Origin of the sequence: Bacillus sp. RZ2MS9 (assembly GCF_001816185.2) — a bacterium.
GTDB lineage: Bacteria > Bacillota > Bacilli > Bacillales > Bacillaceae_G > Bacillus_A > Bacillus_A cereus.
In genome coordinates this window covers 1,480,702-1,501,944 of record NZ_CP049978.1, presented here as the reverse complement: position 1 = coordinate 1,501,944, position 21,243 = coordinate 1,480,702, and the positions used below count along the sequence as shown (strand labels likewise).

Below are 21,243 nucleotides of genomic sequence, written 5' to 3'. Positions count from 1 at the left end.
TATTCTAACCTCAAGTTACCGCAATACTCAGAATTTTTAAACCAGAGGCACTATAGACACGCACCCCTTATGTAAAGGCTTTCTTTATTACGGAGTAATTTTCTTTAAATACCCTTCTAACTGTTCTTTCGTTTGTTCACCTATAATTTGCTCCACTACTTTTCCATCTTTATCAATCAAAAAGCTTGTCGGTAATGGACCTACTCCATATGTTCCTATAATCTTTTGTCCTTTATCAATGGCAACTGGGAATTTCAAACCATACTGGTTCACAAAGTTCTTTACTGCAATATCCGTTTCATCTGCATCTAACGCTATGATTTCAACACCTTTTTCTTTATACTTTGGATATAATTCATTCATATAAGGCATTTCTTTTTCACAAGGTTTACACCACGTGCCCCAAAAGTTTAAAAATACACCTTTTCCCTTTAAATCTTTTAGTTCAATTTTCTTCCCTTCTAAATCCGTCACAACAAAGTTAGGTGCTTCTTTTCCGATTTGCATTTTCTCTTTATTAGCAAAGAATCCTTGATAAAGGGTAAATCCTACAGCACCACATAAAATGAGTAGAATAATAACGCGAAATAATAAGCGATTTTTCTTCATATTACTTCTCCTCTCCTCGATAAATGTTATGTATTATCTTCTGTAAATGTTGTATTGAATAAATCACCAGCAGAGCACTCCACTGGTGAATTTTTAACTCTATAGCTTATCTTGGCTTTGTAGAAGCAAGCGCGCGTAATTGTTTCACCTCATGTGGTGTCAATTCTCTCGCATCACCAGGTCGCAGGCTTCCTACTTCTAAGAAAGCATAACGTTCACGTTTTAATTTCACTACTTTACAGTCTAACGCTTCAAACATACGACGTACTTGACGATTACGTCCTTCATGAATTGTTAATTGTACAATAGCCATTTCTTTACGCTTGTCCCAAGAAATAATTTTCACACGTGCTGGTGCTGTTTTACCGTCTTCTAACGTAACACCGCGTTCTAACATGCGAATTTTCTCACCTGTTAATGGCCCTTTTATTTTTGCAACATATGTTTTTTCAACTTTATATCTAGGATGCATTAATACGTTTGCGAAGTCCCCATCGTTTGTCATTAATAATACGCCAGACGTATCATAATCTAAGCGTCCGATTGGGAATAAACGTTGTGTAATTTCCGGGAAAAAGTCCGTTACAACACTTCTTCCTTTATCGTCTGATACACTTGAAATTACGCCAGTTGGTTTATATAGTAAAAAATAAACAGGTTCTTCTTTTTCAAGAGGGATGTTATTTACTTCTACTTTATCTTGAGGAGTTACTTTTGTCCCTAACTCCTTCACTATTTTTCCATTAACTTTCACTTTTCCTTGCTGAATTAATTCCTCAGCCTTTCTTCTCGATGCAATACCTGCTTGCGCAATCACTTTTTGTAATCGTTCCATTTCTTTTTTTCACCTCGAATTTATCTTACCTTACATTAGAAAGACTTGGCAACCGCATACGCTTTACGGCTATTCGCTTCATCTTACTTAAACAACATAGCGATGATAATAAACATATAAAGGTTAAATCATGTTTTTACCCTTTATTATTGTCCATATTTTTCATATTTCTCACAATAAAAGTTCATCATTTTGTCAAAAATACCACATAAAAAAACCACTATTAAGCTACACCTTAATAGTGGTCGTATACGTATTATAAGCGAAATAGCGTAAAAAATGAATAGTATTACTGAAACAATAAAGAAACGAACACAATTGAGCATATAATCCCGATTAAATCTGCAAAAAGTCCTACTTTTAGTGCATCCCCCATTTTTCTGATCCCAACCGCTCCAAAATATACAGTTAAAATATAGAAAGTCGTATCTGTACTCCCTTGCATCGTAGAAGCCAATCTCCCAATAAACGAATCTGGCCCATATGTGGCAATTAAATCGGTCGTAATACTTAAACCAGCAGAGCCTGAAATAGGGCGTATAAGTGCTAGTGGAACAATTTCTGCTGGAACATGGATCAAATCTAACATTGGCTTCATTACCGATATCATTGCGTCTAACGCACCTGAAGACCGGAATATAGAAATAGACACAAGCATTCCAACCATAAACGGTAAGATGGAAATTGCAATTTGAATCCCTTCTTTTCCTCCCTCAACGAACGATTCATACGTCGGTACTTTCTTTATTGTGCCATATAAAAGGATAAAACCAATTACACAAGGAATTACCCATAAGGAAATTGTATTTACAATACTCATTTTTTCCGCCCCTTTCTACTCCTTCTTCGGTAAAAATAGCGGTCAATCCAAATTGCTCCAATCATAGAAAGTACTTGTGCAATAAATGTTACCCCAACAATTTCAGTAGGATTCGCTGATTCATACGTCATTCGAATGGAAATGACTGTCGTAGGAATTAATGTAATGGCTGATGTATTTAATGCTAGAAACGTCACCATAGAACGGCTCGCCGAATCCTTTCCTCCATTTAACTCTTTCAGTTGTTCCATCGCTTTAATACCAAGAGGGGTTGCTGCATTACCTAGACCAAAAAAGTTTGCCATCATATTTGATAGAATAAATCCCATGGACGGATGATCCTTTGGTATTTCTGGAAACAACCTTTTTACTATCGGCATAAAAAGTGTAACTAATTTTTTTAACAATCCGGCTTCCTCTGCAATTTTCATTAAACCGAGCCAAAATACTAAAACACTAATAAGTCCTATACAAATCGTTACCGCATCTTTTGCTCCGTCAAATACAGCTTTATTCACTTCTTCCATCGTGCCATTTATCATGGCGTATACAATCCCAATGACAGCCATCGCTACCCATACGAGATTAACCATCGTTCCCAACACCTATCATGTAAGAAAAAATTTCTTTCACATTATTCCAGTAAAGTCCCGTTGTAGCTACTAACTTCCGTTTACTATAAAATAAATTCCGTTCTCCAACTTTTTCATTACCAACATAAATGTCTGTCTTCCCAACCTTTACTCCATCCGTAAGTTTTATACTTTTATGGAGTTCAACTTTTAATACTACGTTCTTTTTTTCTTCTTCAGTTAACGGTACCGAAAAACTATTTTTCGTATAAACATGGTTGGCATACTTCTTTTCATTTATTTCAGCAATTGCTCCTTGTCCTAAAACTTTCGTTTGTTTGAAACGTTCAAAACCTTTATCAAACAAATTCATATGATCATCCCAATCACTAGAGGCACTCAAAGTTACGACAATTAAATCTAGTCCATCTTTTGATGCCGTTGTCACAAGCGTTCGCCCAGCTTTCTTCGTAAAGCCTGTTTTTCCTCCTGTTGCAAATTCATAATAAGACGTTACCAGCTTATGTTTATTTTTCCACGGGTAATCCCAAGAATCTGATTTATATGTTTTGGTTCCAAAGATTTTCTTAAATGTCTCGTTTCCCATTGCATATTTCGTTAATAATGCCATATCGTAAGCCGACGAATAATGTGATCCATCTCCATCTAAGCCATGAGGGTTTGAGAAGTGCGTATCTTTCATTCCAATTTCTTTCGCTTTTTGATTCATTAAATATACGAATCCATCTATACTCCCACCCACACTTTCAGCAATTACTTGCGCTGCGTCATTACCAGATCTAAGCATGAGTCCGTATACTAAATCTTCTAACTTCACTTTTTGCCCAGGCTTTAAATAGATTGCCGATCCTTCCACCCTCACCGCTTCATTACTAACTGATACCATTTCTTTCATCTTCCCTGATTCAGCAGCTAATAAAGCGGTCATAATTTTTGTTATACTAGCAATTTTTTGAGGCTCATGTTCTGCTTTTCCGTATAATACACGACCAGACTGTTGCTCCATTAATACAGCATTTCGAGCACTGACATTGCTGTTCATCTTTGCATATGTAGGAATCGGCATAACGCTTGCATACATCATAAGAAGCGTAATGATTACACAAATTCGTCTCATATTTCCCCCCACGTCCTTTTGGCACTTTTTGTACAAGTGTATGCTTGGCCTTTTAAAATATGAACGAAATCTTCCTTCTACTTCCATTAAAAAAGACGCAGAGAATTTGCGTCTAATATGGTGTCCATTCAATTTGTTTCGCAGTTTCAAACCTTTTTTCTACATCAGGCCAATTTACAACATTCCACCAGTTTTTAATATATTCATCTTTTCGATTTTGGTATTGTAAATAATACGCATGTTCCCAGACATCTAGTACAAGGAGCGGTATCGTATCCCATTGTGTAAATAATTGATGAAGTGTACTTTGCAAAATTTCTAACCTTCCAGACCGGGGTACCCAAACGAGAATTGCCCAGCCTGAACCTTCTACTTTAGAGGCCGCTTCTGTAAAATGTTTTTGGAAACGTAAAAAGCTCCCAAAATCTTGTTCAATTTGTTGTGAAAAAGCTCCTCTTGGACTTCCACCACCGTCTTTTTTCATGTTATTCCAAAATATCGTGTGTAAGTAATGACCTGACCCATGAAAAGCCGCTTCCCTTTCCCAATGCTTAATTAAATCAAATTTATTTGTTTTTCTCGCTTCTTCCATCATCTTCTCTGCTTTATTTAACCCTTCCACGTAACTCCGATGATGTTTATCATGATGTAACATCATAATTTCTTTAGAAATATACGGTTCTAATGCATTATACGGATAAGGTAATGGCGGGAGTGTATGTCCTCCAATCGGGACAGCTCGTTCACTATCCCCTCTTTCATATAATTCATATTCCTCTTCTTCTTGCATAAATACTTCCTGCAAGTGATGCTGAATATGTTCTACATCATCGCTTATTTCATACATAAACTCTGCATCTGTTTCATACTCATGCTCTTTCATACGCTCTAATAACGTCTGAATTTTATAGGCAAGCATATGGACATCATACACTTCCATTGCGCGGCTATCTAATACGTGAAGAACACTTTCACACCAATTTTCTACTTCATGAAAGTAATCTGTAAATACACCTTGCTGATTCATGTTGCACCTCCCTAATGCTATCCACTTAACTATATTCAATGAAAATCCCTTATATAACTGTACAAAAGGAAAAGAAGCTAAGTAACCTTAGCTTCTTTTCCTCAATCAATATTTGTGTAACATCTTTGTCTGATAATCCGTCTCATAATATTCTAGTTCTTCACGCATCAATTGAAATTTACCTTCTAAACTCTTCATCACTTGCTCCAAAGATGCAGGTGGTGTTTGTTGAAAAACGATAGAATTTTTCCCTGTATATGCAGACCGACTATTTTCATACCAATGATCACTCTTCGGTGAAAAAAACTCTGCAATTACTTGATGGTAAATCTTATATAAAATTTTTTCAGCTGCTGTTTTTCGAAATGGCTGGCTATTCAACAAAACAAAACATGCATCCTGTCCTTCTTCGCAAAAAACGAGAAGTCGTCTCATTGATGCTAATACCCCTTTATAATATTGCTCATTCCCTGCTGGTGTTTCCTCTAATAAAGAAGGTAACGTATGATAATTTACATAATTGGTTATCAAATTAATAGCATCTTCTAAAAATATAGAAACTTGTTCTGTTTGATTTTCAACCATCAAATTAGACATTTTTCTCTCTCCTTTGCCATTTCACGCTATTTCTACTCTTTTATTTTTATGTAATTCAGCCAATATTTCTTGTACTTTCGACACCGTTCCCTCATCAAAATATTGTTGAAATTCTTCCATATTATTTAAATACAAACGTTTTTGCGCACGAAGCTCCTTATCTTTCACTAAACAACATATCGCTACAATATCACGCAAATATATGTTTTGTTCTTCTACTTTATACACTGGATTTCCTTCAAAAGGAGTAATTTCTTGTAAAACTTCTTCAAAATATCGAACGTATAAAACCGAAAAAGTTTTCTCTTTACCATTTAATATATATGTCACTTCAGATCTGTTAAAAAAATCTTCTGATGTATTAGGTTTCGCTTTTTCTAACTCATATCCTACGTAACCTTTTATAATCATATACTCCCCTCCCCCTCTTTCATCTTATTCTAACTTAATTTTCTGATAAACAAAATATTCTTTTAAATATACCTATATAAAAAATAGCTCGCCTATACAGGAATTTACCTTTTTATTTTTCTTGAAGTTTGTCATAATAATATTATTGTCTCAGTTTTCTTATACAAGGAGAGTTGTATTTATGTCGTTTTCATGGAAACGTTTCTTACAAATCGGGAAAATTGTCTTCCCATTTGTTGTATTAACAATTGTATTCTTTCAAGCAAAAAAAGAATTAGCGGGCATTTCTTTTTTAGAAGCGATTGATACAATTAAAAACATTCCAACTGGAGGAGTCTTTTTAGCAATTACACTTGGTGCATTCGCTGTATCAACAATGTTCTTTTATGACTATGTTATGCTTCGTTACTTAAAAGCTGATATCCCTGTCCAAAAGATTTTCCGTATCTCGTGGATTGCTAATACTTTAAATGGATTTATCGGGTTTGGTGGTCTTGTTGGAGCCGGCGTACGCACAATGCTTTATCGTCCATATATAAAAGAAAATGGAAAACTTATTAAAAGTATCGCTTGGATGACAACTGCCTTTATTAATGGATTAGCCATTCTTTCATTTCTTGGTCTCATCGGAATATTAGACACGAGATTTATTTTGCATGAAAAACCATGGCTATGGCCTGTTCTTATCTTCTTCGCTCTTTTCGTCCCTATATATATCGGATTTTCTAAATTAAAAAATAGAAAAGCGACGCAAACAGAGGAACAAGAAGAAGAGGAGAAAAACCCAACTGTTTTATACTCATTAGTTTCATTAGTCGAATGGGTATCTGCTGGTATTGTTATGTACGTCATATTACTATTATTTGGCATTGAAATCGAATTCCAAAAGTTTTTAGGCGTATATGTTATTGCTGCTTTAGCTGGTGTCGTTAGTCTTGTTCCTGGTGGCCTTGGATCATTTGATCTTGTCTTCTTAACTGGGCTTGGGCAATACGGCATCGATACAGGTGTTTTACTCCCTGCTATGTTATTATATCGTCTCGTCTATTACATCTTGCCCTTCTGCCTTGGTCTCATTTTTGCAGCTTTTGAAATGACAGGAGTAGCCATTAAAAAGTTTGAAGATAAACCTTTTATTGCGCCTGCATTAGAGACAACTGGTGTTATATGGACTTTGCAGCGTGACTTTCTAGGAAAGTTAGGTTCTTGGGCATCTGCTGCTTTAACAGTATTTGCTGGCTTAATGGTTATTTTATCAACCATTCTACCGACAAGTATAAATCGGGCACACGCCTTACATATTCTAGCTCCAAAACATCTTATTCAATTTTCTTTTAGCTTATCGCTAACATTCGGTATTCTCCTCCTCATTCTTTCGCGGGGGATATATTACGGAACAAAACGTTCTTATTATATGACGATTGTTTCTTTAATTGGAGCGGCTATTTTTAACACACTAAAAGGAATTGATGTTGAAGAAACTTTTATTTTATTAATCGTACTCGCTGTATTGTATATGCTTCGTAAAAGGTTTGTACGTGAGAAAATGGAAGTCTCACTTTCCGATATCGTAAAAGTTTTTATATTCCTACTTGTAACGTTATATTTATATAAAAACTTAGGTATTTTATTTGCAGGTGCAAAAGAAGCTTTCAAACCTGATTTTGTCGTTCGTAATATTACACAAGTGAAACGAAGTGCATTAGCAGCTGCCTTTTTTGTTCCTACTTTTTTACTAATTGGTTCACTCATTGCAAATCGTTATCGAAATGAATTTCCCGGGCAACCAGCTAATGATAAAAGATTACAAAACTTCTTAGATGAACATGGTGGAAATGTACTTAGTCATTTAGGTTTTTTAGGAGATAAACAGTTCTTTTTCAGTAGTGATGGAAAAGCACTCATTCTCTTCTCAATAACTGGAAAACGACTTATTGTACTAGGTGATCCAATTGGGGACCCTTCCTCCTATCGTACTGTATTGCAAGAGTTTTTAGCTGAGGCTGATCGATTTGGATACATTTGTGTATTCTATCAAATTGAAAGTAAATGGATGAGTTTATACCACGATTTTGGTTATAACTTCTTTAAGCTTGGTGAAGAAGCTGTTGTTGATTTAAATACCTTTACAATAACAGGAAAGAAACGCGCTGGCATGCGAGCTACTTTCAACCGTTTTGAAAGAGAAGGCTATACATTCTCTATTCATGAGCCACCTTTCTCCGACGAATTATATGAAGAGTTAAGAAAAGTTTCAGATGCATGGCTTGGTGGAAAAAAAGAGAAAGGTTTTTCACTCGGATACTTCGATCGTGAATATATTAGTCGCGCTCCTATCGCAACATTATCTGATGCGGATGGAAAAATTATTGCATTCACAACATTCATGCCTGTATATCAAAACGGATCATTATCTGTCGATTTAATGCGATATTATCCAGATGCGCCTAGCGGCATTATGGACGCAATTTTCATCCACTTATTCCAGTGGGCAAAAGAAAATGAATACCACTCCTTTAATATCGGTATGGCACCACTTTCAAATGTTGGTTTATCCACACAGTCTTTCTGGTCTGAACGAGTGGCTGCTGCAATCTTTAATAACGTTCGTTATACGTATAGTTTCAGCGGATTACGACATTTTAAAGAAAAATATAAACCAGCATGGAGCGGTAAATATTTAGCATTTAGGAAGAATCATTCTTTACCAATTACAATGCTCTCTGTAACAAAATTAATAGGAAAAAGAAAAAACAGCTAAATTCTTAGCTGTTTTTTCTTTTTTGAACTTGTACAATAAATTCTTTTTCATACTTCTTACCATTTATATAGAAATTCCCCCACATTTTATACGTGCCCTCGGCAGGAAATGTAATTCGGTATTGTAATTGTTCATCCGTATCTACAGGCATAGCGTATAAAAAATTCTCCTTCGTTTCATCCACTATATAGAGTGACTCTACTTCTCCTCTCTCTGAATGTAATTTCAATTTTTCACCCTTTTTCGCTTGAAACTGAAATGTTAACGTAACTGGTTCATTCGGATGTAATGCACCAAATAAAAGAGAAACTTCATACTCTCCTATTTTTTTTGTAAGTACACTGTCGATTGGAAATTTCACTTTTTTCTTATTGTTCTCCTCTTTCGTTCTACCAAAATTCTTCCTAGCGAATGACTCTACGGACTTATTTTTGTCTTCGTATAAAAATATTGTATATTCTTCGTCTTTCGCTATTTTGGAAGATAACTTATATGACCCGTTCCCTGCAAATGTGGGTTTAATTTGTTGTATGTTTTTTAACTGTCCATCTACAATCACTGCCCGCATTTGATCATTTACACCACGAATTTCATTATTCTTGTTGTTTAACAACTGAAATACAATATCTACTTTCTCATTTTCCTTTCCATTCGAAACATCCCACTTTACTTCCTGAACATCTCCTACAGTCTCTTCGTTTTCTTGATATTTTTTTATGTAAAATCCTCCTGCCACAATAAGTACTAACGCAATAAGCCCGATGACAAGATTTTTCAAAACATCACCTACCATTTTTATTGTCTCTATTCATACAAAACTTCTTAAGATATATATTCTAGATTATGATTTATGAAATCCTCCTATTTTGCACATATTACAAATAATAAAAAGATTTTAATTGAAAGGATTCGTAGTGTATAATGCAAATGATATTGATTTCTATCAATACATTATAAGGAGGACTTTTTTATGAGTGTACATATCGAAGCAAAACAAGGTGAAATCGCTGAATCTATTCTATTACCTGGTGATCCATTACGTGCAAAATATATCGCTGAAACATTTCTAGAGGACGTTACTTGCTATAATAATGTGCGTGGTATGTTAGGTTTCACTGGAACTTATAAAGGAAAACGTGTATCTGTTCAAGGTACAGGTATGGGTGTTCCTTCTATTTCTATTTATGTAAACGAATTAATCCAAAGCTACGGAGTTAAAAATTTAATTCGCGTTGGAACTTGCGGTGCAATTCAAAAAGATGTAAAAGTTCGTGATGTTATTATCGCAATGACGGCTTGTACTGATTCTAATATGAACCGTTTAACATTCCCAGGATTTGATTTTGCACCAGCTGCAAACTTTGACCTTTTAAAGAAAGCTTATGATGCTGGAACTGAAAAAGGATTACACGTTCGTGTCGGTAACGTTTTAACAGCAGATGTGTTTTATCGTGAAAGCATGGACATGGTTAAAAAACTTGGAGATTACGGTGTATTAGCAGTAGAAATGGAAACAACTGCTCTTTACACATTAGCAGCGAAATACGGTGTAAATGCATTATCAGTATTAACAGTTAGCGATCACATCTTCACTGGCGAAGAAACAACATCTGAAGAGCGTCAAACTACATTTAACGAAATGATTGAAATCGCTTTAGATGCAGCAATTCAACAATAGTACACTAAAGAACTTGTCATACGTCTGGCGAGTTCTTTTTATGTGACTTTTTATAAATAACTACTTTATAAAGAGACAGATTTCTCCCCTCTACTTTCTTGTAACGTTTGTTATAATAAAGTGAAACTTTAATCAGTGGGGGTTTTTTCCATCCCCCACTGATTATTAGTTGAACCAATCGGATTTTACGGACAATTGATCTCCCACTTAACTCCCTTGTATTCGCCGAATTTTGAAGTGGGAGTCTTATTGCCCGTTAAAGCGGGATAAAGAAATCATTTACAGTATTTCTCATAAGAGGTGACGCAGTGAAAAACAGAAGTATCGTCTTTAAACTATTTTTATTAACATCCACTTTATTTACAATCATATTCCTACTTTTTTTCCTAGGACAATCTCTATTTTTAGAGAAATTTTATATTAATAAGAAAGTAAAAACAGTCCAAACTGCTTTTGAAAAATTCGTAGATAATTATGATAAAAGTGATAAAAGTTATGAGAAGGTTAGAAAACTAAAACAAGAATTTCATGATAAAACAAATGCCGATATGCAGTTTTTAGATTCTAACGGTATTATTAAAAGTGATAACAATTACTATATCGATGTATTTAATCCCAACAATAATAAACAGTATTCCATTCCACTCAATAATCTTTTAACACCAGAAGAATATAATAAATTCGAAAATTTAGGTTTAAAAAAAGATGTAATAATCAATGTTGATGGAGTCGTGCAAGAGAATAATATAATCACACCACAAAAATTAGGAACGAATTATAATCAATGGCAAAACGAACATTTCTATTCGGATTTTCAATCAATTAATGGAAATCCTTCTAAGAATAGACTTGCGAGCCGATACAAATCTACAACTCGAATCGTCTTTACAGGTGTTATAACTAAGTTACAGCTCCCATCCAAAGCTGAGGTTCGCCTTGCAAATGATATTGAAACATTACAAGCCGTTCAATATTTTGCTGATATGATTAGAGAGGGCACTTCTAACTCGAACCAATTAAGTACTTTCATATTAGATGGCGGAGAAAATATAAAAAATAGTATCTTTGTAAAACCGATTATAGAAAATGGAAGGATTACAGAATATGCTTTTGCGATAGCATCTTTGCAGCCTGTTAATGAAGCGATGCTCGTTTTAAAAGATTATTATGTCTATGCCTTAATCATCGTGTTTCTCGTAATTATTTTGTTATCCTTCTACTACTCAAAAATTATTGTAAAGCCATTAATTAAAATAAATCGTGTTACAAAAAAAATGGCTAATTTTGATTTCAGCGAGAAATTACCTGTTACAGCTGACGATGAAATTGGCGGGCTTTCTGGCAGTATCAATACATTATCTGTAAATTTAAAAGATCGAATCGATCGATTAAATGTTGCTAATACAAAGTTACAACAAGATATTGAACGTGAACGTCAATTAGAAAAAACAAGAAAAGAATTCATTTCTGGCGTATCACACGAATTAAAAACACCGCTAAGTGTAATTAGAAGTTTTGCAGAAGGAATTAAAGATGGTGTTAGTAAGGATACTTCGTATTATACTGATGTTATTTTAGAAGAAACAGAAAATATGAACAGGCTGATTGTTGAAATGTTAGAATTAGCAAAGTTGGAATCTGGTACTTACAAACTAGATATGACGACGTTCTCAATCGGTGAATTAACGCAACAAGTCTACACAAAATTATTATTTAGCATGGAAGAAAAACATTTACAAGTGAACGTCGATGCAGACCCTTCTATACTTGTTACAGCAAATCGCAGTCGCATTGAGCAAGTAGTGGTGAACTTACTAAGTAATGCAATTCGGTATACACCAGAGGGAGAAAAAATACAAGTCTCCATTATAGAAGCAGAAGATACCGTAAAAGTCGAAATCGAAAATACAGGAAACCCTATCCCTGAAGAAAGTCTTGAAAAAATTTGGGATCGCTTCTATCGTCTAGATGCATCACGTAGCCGTCACACTGGAGGTACCGGTCTCGGATTATCTATTGTAAAAAACATTTTAGACCTACATCATGCCGAGTATGGTGTATATAATACGACTAACAGTGTTGTATTCTATTTCAATTTACAAAAAGTAAAAGAAGTCAAATAATTTGTCTTAATTTCACTAGGAGTTCACATGAAATTCACACTCTCCCTTTATAGTAAGAAACAAGTTAATCCTTTCCTTTACACATATAAAAGAGGAGAGTGCGTGAAATGAAACAAGCAGGACAACCTATTCAAAATGAAAAACAATTAGAAACTATCAAAAATATACTTTTACAATCTTCGAAACGTGATGGCTTATTATTCGTATTAGCTGTAAATTCTGGCTTGAAAGTAAGTGAAATCTTACAATTAAAAGTTAGTGATGTAATCGATGAAAATGAAAATGTTCGCCATTCCATTTTATTTTACAATGAAAAAGTGAAGAAACATAAATGGTTTGCGGTAAATGAAGACTTACAGCACGCAATCGAAGACTACATGAAAGAACGTAAAACTTGGAAACGTAATGAACCATTGTTAAAATCTCAAAAAGGAACAAAATCTATTACGAGACAACATGCATGGTACATTTTAAACAAAGCTGCAAAAGAAGTTGGATTAGAAGGGATTAGCTCACATACACTTCGAAAAACTTGGGGTTATTGTGCATACAAATCAGGTGTTGATATTGCGTTTTTACAACACTTCTTTGATCACAGTACTCCATCAAAAACTTTAAAGTATATCGGTATTGCTTAATAACTCTTATACATAAAAAAGGTTACCATTTTAAAATTTGGTAACCTTTTTTATATTTCATATTCTCTTTTCTTGTCTCTCCTATACTGTAGTGGTACTCTAATAATAAGGGGGAGAAATTATGAACACACTTACAATTGAATTACCAAAAGAAACGGCTGAAAAACTTGATTTATTAAAACAAGCTTATGAAAAGAAAACAGGTGCTTCTATCTCTGAGAGCACTCTCGTTCAAACACTTATCTCAAAAGAATTTATCCAAGCGATAACTCCTTTTGATTTACAACAATTCGTCAATGGAAAAGAACAGCATTAATCGCTGTTCTTTTTTTATCTCTATTTAAAATATATAAAGTTTTTTATATATTTTTAAAAAAACCATTGACAATGATAATGATAACCATTATCATTTATTATGAAGCCAACAATTGATGAATCAACCAAACGCTCAGTAACATTGTTACCCCTCTTTTTCATATAGAAAGGCACTGTACATTCCCCCTGTTTGTACAGTGCCTTTCTTGTTTATTATCATTCAAAAAAATTTAATTGCTCCGGCTTCGGCTCACCATATGTAATGTTCATCATTTTCATAAGCTGTTTCGCATTATCTGCTGCATCCCCACCTGAATTGTTGTTAAACAGTACGTATATATCCTTTGTTTTCTTTTTTAATTGCTCTAGTCGTTCAACCCATTCTTCCAGTTCTTTATTGTTGTAGCGATATAAACAGCGAACCGCTCTCCAATTTTCCCCTTTATCAAGCCAACCATGAACATTTCGACCGTGAAAACGTATTAATGCCATGTCTGAATTCGTAACCTCTAACACGAGTGGCACAGAACCTATCCCAGCCTGTGGTTCATCACAAATTGTATGAATCCATTTCTCCTGTTCTAGAAACTGTAACGTCTTATCTCTCATTTCTGGATAAAACCATGTTTGATTTCGAAATTCTATTGCACATGGTAAACCTTCCATTTTTTCTTTCGTATATCGAAGAAAATCTACATTTTTCTTTTTGCAATCAAACCATGGTGGATATTGAAATAAAATTGTTTTTAATTTATCAGCTTCTATTAAAGGAAGAATAGACTGTTTATACACATCAAACATCTCATCGAACGTAGAAAAAGGAATTTCACCTTTCATATGTCCTGTCATTCCTTGATACGCTTTTACGACAAAGGAAAAATCTTTCGGCGTTTCCATTGCCCATTTTATATAATTTCGTGCAGGTTGCATCGCGTAAAATGAACTATCCACTTCCACAATAGGAAAATACTCGCTATATGTTCGTAATTTATTTCTATTTTCATAGGGATTTATGTATAAAGAATCATGATCTCCCCATCCTGTCACTCCAATAAACAGCACATATACCCCTCCCTTTTAACTTCATCTTCAATTCACTTTCCAAACACTTTGCATCATGTAGCCTTTTCTTTAAGAGTATCCTTATAAAAATATGATATACTATATGGAAGAATTTTTAAAATGAGGGGTTATTTATTTATGCTTCCAAACGATGCTACTGTATCTCATGAAAAACGAATTGAAGAACTAGAAAATAAAGTACGTTTTTATGAAGAACTTGTGAATCAATTACCACATCATTTCACATACAAAAATCCACATATTGGTTTACGAATAAAGAAAACTAGAACGACTCATTCCATTCAAGAAATACCAAAAGAGAATAAAGAGGCTCATTTTCAACTTACTTGTGATTCATTATTTTTATTTGAACAACTTGAAAAACACTTTGTACATATTTTTGATGCCTTTTCACATCATGTAACCTTTATCGATAGTAAAGGGAATATTACTTTATGTAATCAAGTTGCTGCAGATGATTTCGGTGTAATACGAAATGATATTATCGGAAAACCGATTCAACAATTACTAAACTTGCCGGAAGAAAAAATTAAAGCAATTGAAACATTAAAAACGGGAACAGAAATATATAATGAAGAAGTTTTAGACAAAAACTATGGCATTATAAATAACCGAATTATTCGCGATTATAACGGGGAGATTTTTAGAGTTATTAGTGTCTTTCATTATTTAAATACAGAACGTGATGCTGAGAAGTTTTCGTTAGCAGGGCGAATCGCAGCTGGAATTGCACACGAAGTACGAAATCCTCTTACAACAGTACGAGGATACTTACAATTTTTACAAGAAAGCATTTCTCCATCAAATAAAGAGTTATTTAAAAACTTGCTTATCCCTGAATTAGATCGTGCAAATAATATTATTACAAAATTTTTAGCCATTTCAAAAACACGGGAATTTACAAGAGAACCGTTTCCCATCAATACATTTTTACGTGACTATATTCAACAGTTACTAGCTAGTGAAGTCTCCTTGCATAATATTTCAATTGATTATAACTTCTCTAATGAATTAGATGATATTTTAGTCAATATTGATCGACATGAACTTGTTCAAGTGTTTTTAAATCTATTTCAAAATGCCGTCGATGCTCAAGGCGACAAACCTCTTTCTATTCAAATTACTAGTTATCGCCTTAATAACTTCGTTCGGATTACTTTCACAGATAATGGAATTGGTATTCATCCAGCTATTCAAGAATATATCTTTGATCCATTCTTCTCAACGAAGGATTCGGGAACAGGACTAGGCTTGTCAGTAACAAAAAAAATCATCCAAAATCATAACGGCACATTAAAAATGACTAGTAATGAAGATGGTACAACTTTCACTATTTCAATTCCAATCTTACCTAAAACAACCCTTGAAAAATTAAATCAATGTAAATAAAGGACTAATCCACGAACTACATGCCAATTGTTAAACACTCCCAACAATTAGCATGTAGTTTTTTATGTTGCACTTTTCTTCTTTACATTATATAAACCTTTCTCTATATCTTACTTATTTCTTTCTAGGTGGGCCAATTTCTTATTTTTTTAGAAATGGTAGTTTGTCCATCACGAATTTAGTATAAATTTCATTTTAATATATAGTAATGACTAATGATTCTATGAAAGAAAAGAATGAAAAGATGAACAATAAAAATAAAGGAAAAGTATTTTATGGTAATGATTGTTGCAAATTAAGAGCATGTAGCCATATTAACATCCCTAAGTCAGAACTTACAGAAAGACTTCTTCAAGCTCTTGGTCAAGCTATTCTAGTTCAATATAGATCTGGTTGCCTAGGCGGAGGAACTACGGGGGCTACTGGTGCTCAAGGGCCTCAAGGACCTGCGGGCGATACAACTGCGACACTATCTGTCTTCCGAATTTACTAACCACAATTTCCGATAATATTTTGGTAGGACTAAGCACATTTATAATTAATAGATGTGATTTTGATTGTCTATTAAATCTCTCTTTTAATAAAAAGGAGCACTTGTTTGGGAGGATAAGTGCTCCTTCTTTACGTTTCTTTACCTCAAATTTACTCTATCTTAATCCTCATTTTGTATGATAAATAGTGAAGTCAAAGATATGAAAGAGGGATGAAAATGAGAGTTATGTCACTAATACGCATTTGGATTGCTCTTATGGTATGCATTATTTTATGTGTAGGATTTTTTTTAACTCTAAAATATTCCACTATTTCAAAAGCAGATAGAAAAACTGTTCCATACAAAATTTTGTATACGAAACAAAGCAACATCCCTTATTCCAATGCAAAAAAAAATGAAAAGAAAGTTATAACGGGAATGCTTATTACGAAAGCTTCTAGTTCCGAAGCGTTACTTCAAATTGCTGAAACGATTAAAGATCAGTATACAAATAAAAAAATCGATGAAATTACACTTTCTATCCACAATGAAAATAATGGTAATTACGAAGAAGAATTACCTTTCGAACCTATTAGTAAAGGAAAAATAATTGTCACATACGATTCTCAATCCTTTGGCAATACGAACATTATACTTAACGAGTAGTAACTAGTACGGAGAAGGGATAATTTCAATCGTTTAAAGTTTCATTTTGTTTTTCATACAAAAAAGAGGCGAATTTCATTATTCGCCTCTTTCTTTTACCAAAATGAAGGAATCCATTCTTTCACTTTATCAATCCACTCTTGTTGCTCTTTTTTTCTTTGTTGTTCCTCTTCTTTCCTTCTCTTCTCTTCTTCTTTTCTTCGTTTTTCCTCTTCTATTGTAGTCAATTGTTTTTTATAATCAGCCTCAGATATGAGCGATAACTGAAATGCTTTTTGAGCTGGATTTGCGTTCGCTTTTTTCATAATATCCCGGAACATTGTCGTCGTAATTTGACTACCACCCGGAACATAATGATCGCTATCTGTTTTATCATATCCTACCCAAATCGCACCTACCAAATCTGGTGTGTATCCAACAAACCATGAATCCTTTGCGCCGGTGCTTGGGCCATTTACAATTTGAGTAGTTCCTGTCTTACCAGCCGTATCAACATTATTAACTTTCGCCTTTTCGCCCGTTCCCTTTTCGACAACGCCTTTTAATAAATATGTCATCTTTTGAGAAATTTTCTCGCTTGTCACTCGTGTCTCTTTCTTATACCACTTTCCAATCGTTTCACCTTCCGCATTTTGTATCTCTCTAATCGCATGAGCTTCCACTTGAACACCATCATTTGCAAATGTACTATACGCTTGAGCCATTACAAATGGGGATGTTCCTACATGCATACCGCCTAAAGCGATTGGATACGTACGATCTTCTGGCACTAATGGAATACCAAATCGCTCTAAAGATTTCAATCCTTTATCTAATCCAATCTGTTCCAATAGCCAAACAGCCGAAACATTGTACGACTTTGCCACAGCTTCATACATTGTCACATCACCGTGAAAAGTATGATCGCTATTTTGTGGTTTATATTCTTTAATATTAAATGGTTCATCTTTCAATATATCGTATACTTCATACCCTTGCTCTAACGCGGGTACATATACAGCTAAAGGCTTTAACGTTGAGCCAGGTTGTCTTTTTAATTGGGTTGCATGATTAAACTGTAAAAACTGATACGGTCCTCTCCCTCCAACTAAAGCTGGTACACCACCTGTTTTTGGATTCATAAGAACTACACCCGTTTGCATCAGTTGGTCTGAGCCATTATCTTTGAAATAACTATCATTATTCACAACGTCTTCTACAGCCTGTTGTTTTTTCGGGTCAAGCTCTGTATAAATACGATAACCACCCGCTAAAATTTCATTTTGTGTCAATTCGTACTTGTCCATTGCTTCTCTAACAATATAGTCTACATATTGAGAATATTTTCCCTTGTATTTATCATCTACACCACGTTTTAATACAAGACCGCTCTCTTTTTCTTTATTATACTGTTCGTCAGAAATATACCCTTGCTCTTTCATTAAGCTTAATACGACATTACGTCTTTCAATTGACTTGTTAAAGTTTTTATAAGGTGAATATGCAGATGGTGCTTTAATTAAGCCTGCAATCGTTGCAGCTTCTGAAATTGTTAAATCTTTTACCTCTTTATCAAAATAAGATTTAGCTGCCCTTTTTATACCCCAAGCACCTTCCCCAAAATAAATTTGATTCATATACATTTCAATAATTTCATCTTTTGTATAAGTACGTTCTATTTTTTTTGTTAAAAAGTATTCCTTTATTTTACGAGAAAATGTACGATCTTGTGTCAGAAATACATTCTTCGCAAGCTGCTGTGTAATTGTACTTCCCCCAGCTACAACTTCTCCTGCTGTAATATTTTTAAAAACCGCACTTATAATTCCACTATAATAAATACCATGATGGTTAAAAAATTCCTTATCTTCTACTGCAACAATTGCCTGAACCATAATATCAGGAATATCTTTTCTTTTAACGCCTTCTGTTTTCGAAGAAGCTAATTTAGTTGCGACCTCATTATTTGCATCATAAATTAAAGTCGGTTGTGGAACAGCTTGTTTTAGTTCAGATATGTCTTGAATGGAAATTATTATATTTACAGCAATAAATAGAGTAACGAATACACTTCCCAATACAATTAATGAATTACGAAGTTTCTTCCTCTTATTGAACCACTCAAGCATTTTTTTAAAATGAGTGTTCTTCAATTTCATTCGTTCACTTCCTTCATTTATTTACACTCTTCTTTTTAAAAGGAAGAATATACCGCCTTTTAAATTTATTATAATAACGTAGTCATTCCTATAGTGTAAAGCTTTTCTTTTACATTCATACTTTTTGCAAGAAAAGGACATTCTACAAGTAAGATATTCACTATTGGATATTAATATTATTAATAGAACAACGAGAGTTATGTTAAGTTTTTGTAAACTTTTCGATAAAATGTTTTAAAAAACGACAGTTTTTTGTTAGAATTGATTAGCCAATATATTTTACATATATTACTTTTGTGGGGGTAACAATAATGGTCTTTAAATCAAAAAAAGATAAATTTTCTGAAATGTTAATGAATGTTTCCGAAAATTTAAAAGAAGGCGCGCAGTTTTTCGTGGAGTATAAAATTAAAAATGCTAGCGATTTAAAAGAGTTTTCTATGCGCATGAAAGAGTATGAGTCAAAAGGTGACTCATTTATTCACGAAATCATTATGGAGTTAAACAAAGCGTTTATCACTCCGATTGAGCGTGAGGACATCCTACAACTTGCAATGAGTATGGATGATGTATTAGACGGATTAGATCACAGTGCTGGTCTGTTCGAAATGTATTCTATTACAGAAGCTGATGAATACATGATTAAATTCGTAGAAGCAATTAATCAATGTGCGATTGAGATTGCAAACTCTGTTGAATTAATGTCTAACAAAAAATTAGTCGACATTCGTACAAATGCGATTAAGATTAAGGATTATGAATCACAGTGTGATGATATTCGCCGTCATGCGATTAAGAACTTATTCTCTCGTGAAAAAGATCCGATTAAGATTATTCAATTTAAAGAGATTTACGAAGAGCTTGAAGAAGTAGCTGATAGCTGTCAAAGCGTTGCAAACGTATTAGAAACAATTATTATGAAGAACGCGTAAGGAGTTTGATCATGGATACACTCTTGATACTGACCGTTTTAGTAGTCATTTGCGCTTTAGCTTTTGACTTTATCAATGGATTTCACGATACAGCAAACGCTATTGCAACGGCTGTTTCAACGAAAGCTCTAAAGCCTAGACATGCCATTATTATGGCGGCTATTATGAACTTTTTAGGCGCAATGACATTTACAGGTGTAGCAAAAACGATTACAAAAGATATCGTTGATCCATTCGCCTTACAAAATGGTTCTCTTGTAATTTTAGCTGCTTTGCTTGCGGCGATAGCTTGGAACTTAATTACTTGGTACTACGGTATTCCAAGTAGTTCTTCGCATGCAATTATCGGCTCAATCGCAGGTGCAGCAATTGCGGCCGCTGGGATTAGCTCGCTAAATCTTAAAGGATTTATTAAAATTATTGAAGCTTTAATCATTTCACCGATTATCGCTTTCGTTATTGGTTATACCGTATACAGTATTTTTAAAGTAGTATTTAAAAACTTTAACTTAACAAAAACGAATAAGAACTTCCGTATATTCCAGATTTTCACTGCAGCATTACAAGCCTACACACACGGTACGAATGATGCACAAAAAGCAATGGGGATCATTACGATGGCACTTATGGCTAATAACTATCATACTTCTAGCGATATCCCGTTCTGGGTACAATTATCTTGTGCTGTCGCAATGGGGCTTGGTACTTCTGTCGGTGGATGGAAAATTATTAAAACTGTCGGTGGACAAATTATGAAAATTCGTCCTGTAAATGGTGTAGCTGCCGATTTATCATCATCACTTGTTATTTTCGGTGCAACATTCATTCACTTACCGGTTAGTACGACGCACGTTATCTCTTCTTCTATTTTAGGGGTTGGTGCTTCTCACCGTGTGAAAGGGGTAAAATGGGGAACTGCAAAACGTATGTTAATTACATGGGTTATTACACTTCCTATTTCAGCTTCTTTAGCTGCTCTGTTTTACTACCTATTACATTTTGTTTTCTAATCAAAAGTCGTCTTCCTTATTTTTCTAGG

General features: G+C 34.2%; 21 protein-coding genes. 10 read left to right on the top strand and 11 right to left on the bottom strand.

The annotated features are described in order from the left end of the window. Window positions 1-87: 87 nt before the first annotated feature. From resA to BHV55_RS07740, 8 genes are all read right to left on the bottom strand, one after another. A complete protein-coding gene (gene resA / locus BHV55_RS07775) occupies window positions 88-609 on the bottom strand; it encodes a thiol-disulfide oxidoreductase ResA (RefSeq protein WP_000742194.1) in 522 nt (173 codons plus the stop codon). A 106-nt stretch (window positions 610-715) separates the two neighbouring features. Beyond that, complete coding sequence (rluB, locus tag BHV55_RS07770; RefSeq protein ID WP_000440556.1) at window positions 716-1,444, bottom strand: 23S rRNA pseudouridine(2605) synthase RluB; 729 nt, start codon at window positions 1,442-1,444, stop codon at window positions 716-718. A 289-nt stretch (window positions 1,445-1,733) separates the two neighbouring features. Continuing rightward, window positions 1,734-2,264, bottom strand: coding sequence for a spore maturation protein SpmB (spmB, locus tag BHV55_RS07765; protein ID WP_000029514.1), 531 nt, complete (start codon window positions 2,262-2,264; stop codon window positions 1,734-1,736). Further along, on the bottom strand, window positions 2,261-2,857 hold the full coding sequence (gene spmA / locus BHV55_RS07760) for a spore maturation protein SpmA (protein WP_000247811.1): 597 nt from the start codon (window positions 2,855-2,857) through the stop codon (window positions 2,261-2,263). Before spmA ends, spmB begins: the two co-directional genes overlap by 4 nt. Next, window positions 2,850-3,974: a D-alanyl-D-alanine carboxypeptidase family protein gene (locus BHV55_RS07755; RefSeq protein WP_001252636.1), complete on the bottom strand. Its 1,125-nt coding sequence runs from the start codon at window positions 3,972-3,974 to the stop codon at window positions 2,850-2,852. Before BHV55_RS07755 ends, spmA begins: the two co-directional genes overlap by 8 nt. Window positions 3,975-4,086: 112 nt before the next feature. Further along, window positions 4,087-5,001: a superoxide dismutase gene (locus BHV55_RS07750; RefSeq protein ID WP_001075739.1), complete on the bottom strand. Its 915-nt coding sequence runs from the start codon at window positions 4,999-5,001 to the stop codon at window positions 4,087-4,089. Window positions 5,002-5,106: 105 nt separating this feature from the next. Next, window positions 5,107-5,598, bottom strand: coding sequence for a YpuI family protein (locus BHV55_RS07745; RefSeq protein ID WP_000067556.1), 492 nt, complete (start codon window positions 5,596-5,598; stop codon window positions 5,107-5,109). 21 nt (window positions 5,599-5,619) lie between these two features. Then, window positions 5,620-6,009: a hypothetical protein gene (locus BHV55_RS07740; RefSeq protein ID WP_000584363.1), complete on the bottom strand. Its 390-nt coding sequence runs from the start codon at window positions 6,007-6,009 to the stop codon at window positions 5,620-5,622. A 181-nt stretch (window positions 6,010-6,190) separates the two neighbouring features. Between BHV55_RS07740 and mprF the strand changes: the two genes are divergently transcribed. Next, entirely contained in the window at window positions 6,191-8,770 is a 2,580-nt protein-coding gene (gene mprF / locus BHV55_RS07735; RefSeq protein WP_000010892.1) for a bifunctional lysylphosphatidylglycerol flippase/synthetase MprF, read from the top strand. Between the two features lie 4 nt (window positions 8,771-8,774). Here mprF and BHV55_RS07730 read toward each other — a convergent pair whose 3' ends face one another. Next, complete coding sequence (locus BHV55_RS07730) at window positions 8,775-9,563, bottom strand: hypothetical protein (protein ID WP_048568844.1); 789 nt, start codon at window positions 9,561-9,563, stop codon at window positions 8,775-8,777. 177 nt (window positions 9,564-9,740) lie between these two features. On the opposite strand from BHV55_RS07730, the gene deoD reads away from it, so the two are divergent. From deoD to BHV55_RS07710, 4 genes are all read left to right on the top strand, one after another. Further along, window positions 9,741-10,448 carry a purine-nucleoside phosphorylase gene (gene deoD, locus BHV55_RS07725; RefSeq protein ID WP_000110707.1) on the top strand — a complete coding sequence of 236 codons (708 nt, stop codon included), beginning with the start codon at window positions 9,741-9,743 and terminating at the stop codon, window positions 10,446-10,448. 308 nt (window positions 10,449-10,756) lie between these two features. Then, window positions 10,757-12,571, top strand: a complete 1,815-nt coding sequence (locus BHV55_RS07720; RefSeq protein WP_048568843.1) for a sensor histidine kinase — start codon at window positions 10,757-10,759, stop codon at window positions 12,569-12,571. Window positions 12,572-12,678: 107 nt separating this feature from the next. Next, a complete protein-coding gene (locus tag BHV55_RS07715) occupies window positions 12,679-13,209 on the top strand; it encodes a tyrosine-type recombinase/integrase (RefSeq protein ID WP_000806236.1) in 531 nt (176 codons plus the stop codon). Between the two features lie 121 nt (window positions 13,210-13,330). Further along, window positions 13,331-13,525, top strand: coding sequence for a DUF3924 domain-containing protein (locus BHV55_RS07710; protein WP_001094860.1), 195 nt, complete (start codon window positions 13,331-13,333; stop codon window positions 13,523-13,525). Window positions 13,526-13,740: 215 nt separating this feature from the next. On the opposite strand, the gene BHV55_RS07705 is transcribed toward BHV55_RS07710, so the two are convergent. Then, a complete protein-coding gene (locus BHV55_RS07705; RefSeq protein ID WP_000897354.1) occupies window positions 13,741-14,586 on the bottom strand; it encodes a DUF72 domain-containing protein in 846 nt (281 codons plus the stop codon). 138 nt (window positions 14,587-14,724) lie between these two features. Here BHV55_RS07705 and BHV55_RS07700 point away from each other — a divergent pair, with 138 nt between their 5' ends. The 3 genes from BHV55_RS07700 to BHV55_RS07690 all read left to right on the top strand — a co-directional run bounded on the left by BHV55_RS07700 (window position 14,725) and on the right by BHV55_RS07690 (window position 17,134). Continuing rightward, window positions 14,725-15,996, top strand: a complete 1,272-nt coding sequence (locus tag BHV55_RS07700) for an ATP-binding protein (RefSeq protein ID WP_000937241.1) — start codon at window positions 14,725-14,727, stop codon at window positions 15,994-15,996. 223 nt (window positions 15,997-16,219) lie between these two features. Further along, window positions 16,220-16,489: a hypothetical protein gene (locus BHV55_RS07695; RefSeq protein ID WP_065704509.1), complete on the top strand. Its 270-nt coding sequence runs from the start codon at window positions 16,220-16,222 to the stop codon at window positions 16,487-16,489. A 216-nt stretch (window positions 16,490-16,705) separates the two neighbouring features. Beyond that, complete coding sequence (locus BHV55_RS07690; protein ID WP_070757137.1) at window positions 16,706-17,134, top strand: hypothetical protein; 429 nt, start codon at window positions 16,706-16,708, stop codon at window positions 17,132-17,134. 95 nt (window positions 17,135-17,229) lie between these two features. On the opposite strand, the gene BHV55_RS07685 is transcribed toward BHV55_RS07690, so the two are convergent. Then, complete coding sequence (locus tag BHV55_RS07685; RefSeq protein WP_070757138.1) at window positions 17,230-19,272, bottom strand: transglycosylase domain-containing protein; 2,043 nt, start codon at window positions 19,270-19,272, stop codon at window positions 17,230-17,232. Window positions 19,273-19,583: 311 nt separating this feature from the next. Here BHV55_RS07685 and BHV55_RS07680 point away from each other — a divergent pair, with 311 nt between their 5' ends. Both BHV55_RS07680 and BHV55_RS07675 read left to right on the top strand, forming a co-directional pair. Beyond that, window positions 19,584-20,204 (top strand): DUF47 domain-containing protein, encoded by a 621-nt coding sequence (locus tag BHV55_RS07680; protein ID WP_000231449.1) that lies wholly within the window; start codon window positions 19,584-19,586, stop codon window positions 20,202-20,204. A gap of 11 nt (window positions 20,205-20,215) precedes the next feature. Continuing rightward, window positions 20,216-21,214 carry an inorganic phosphate transporter gene (locus BHV55_RS07675; protein WP_070757139.1) on the top strand — a complete coding sequence of 333 codons (999 nt, stop codon included), beginning with the start codon at window positions 20,216-20,218 and terminating at the stop codon, window positions 21,212-21,214. The last annotated feature ends 29 nt before the right edge of the window (window positions 21,215-21,243 follow it).

Excerpts from the sequence above, each read along its gene's own strand:
- resA (WP_000742194.1), bottom strand. The coding sequence starts at position 609 with ATGAAGAAAAATCGCTTATTATTTCGCGTTATTATTCTACTCATTTTA.
- rluB (WP_000440556.1), bottom strand. The coding sequence starts at position 1,444 with ATGGAACGATTACAAAAAGTGATTGCGCAAGCAGGTATTGCATCGAGA.
- spmB (WP_000029514.1), bottom strand. The coding sequence starts at position 2,264 with ATGAGTATTGTAAATACAATTTCCTTATGGGTAATTCCTTGTGTAATT.
- spmA (WP_000247811.1), bottom strand. The coding sequence starts at position 2,857 with ATGGTTAATCTCGTATGGGTAGCGATGGCTGTCATTGGGATTGTATAC.
- BHV55_RS07755 (WP_001252636.1), bottom strand. The coding sequence starts at position 3,974 with ATGAGACGAATTTGTGTAATCATTACGCTTCTTATGATGTATGCAAGC.
- BHV55_RS07750 (WP_001075739.1), bottom strand. The coding sequence starts at position 5,001 with ATGAATCAGCAAGGTGTATTTACAGATTACTTTCATGAAGTAGAAAAT.
- BHV55_RS07745 (WP_000067556.1), bottom strand. The coding sequence starts at position 5,598 with ATGTCTAATTTGATGGTTGAAAATCAAACAGAACAAGTTTCTATATTT.
- BHV55_RS07740 (WP_000584363.1), bottom strand. The coding sequence starts at position 6,009 with ATGATTATAAAAGGTTACGTAGGATATGAGTTAGAAAAAGCGAAACCT.
- mprF (WP_000010892.1), top strand. The coding sequence starts at position 6,191 with ATGTCGTTTTCATGGAAACGTTTCTTACAAATCGGGAAAATTGTCTTC.
- BHV55_RS07730 (WP_048568844.1), bottom strand. The coding sequence starts at position 9,563 with ATGGTAGGTGATGTTTTGAAAAATCTTGTCATCGGGCTTATTGCGTTA.
- deoD (WP_000110707.1), top strand. The coding sequence starts at position 9,741 with ATGAGTGTACATATCGAAGCAAAACAAGGTGAAATCGCTGAATCTATT.
- BHV55_RS07715 (WP_000806236.1), top strand. The coding sequence starts at position 12,679 with ATGAAACAAGCAGGACAACCTATTCAAAATGAAAAACAATTAGAAACT.
- BHV55_RS07710 (WP_001094860.1), top strand. The coding sequence starts at position 13,331 with ATGAACACACTTACAATTGAATTACCAAAAGAAACGGCTGAAAAACTT.
- BHV55_RS07700 (WP_000937241.1), top strand. The coding sequence starts at position 14,725 with ATGCTTCCAAACGATGCTACTGTATCTCATGAAAAACGAATTGAAGAA.
- BHV55_RS07695 (WP_065704509.1), top strand. The coding sequence starts at position 16,220 with ATGAAAGAAAAGAATGAAAAGATGAACAATAAAAATAAAGGAAAAGTA.
- BHV55_RS07690 (WP_070757137.1), top strand. The coding sequence starts at position 16,706 with ATGAGAGTTATGTCACTAATACGCATTTGGATTGCTCTTATGGTATGC.
- BHV55_RS07685 (WP_070757138.1), bottom strand. The coding sequence starts at position 19,272 with ATGAAATTGAAGAACACTCATTTTAAAAAAATGCTTGAGTGGTTCAAT.
- BHV55_RS07680 (WP_000231449.1), top strand. The coding sequence starts at position 19,584 with ATGGTCTTTAAATCAAAAAAAGATAAATTTTCTGAAATGTTAATGAAT.
- BHV55_RS07675 (WP_070757139.1), top strand. The coding sequence starts at position 20,216 with ATGGATACACTCTTGATACTGACCGTTTTAGTAGTCATTTGCGCTTTA.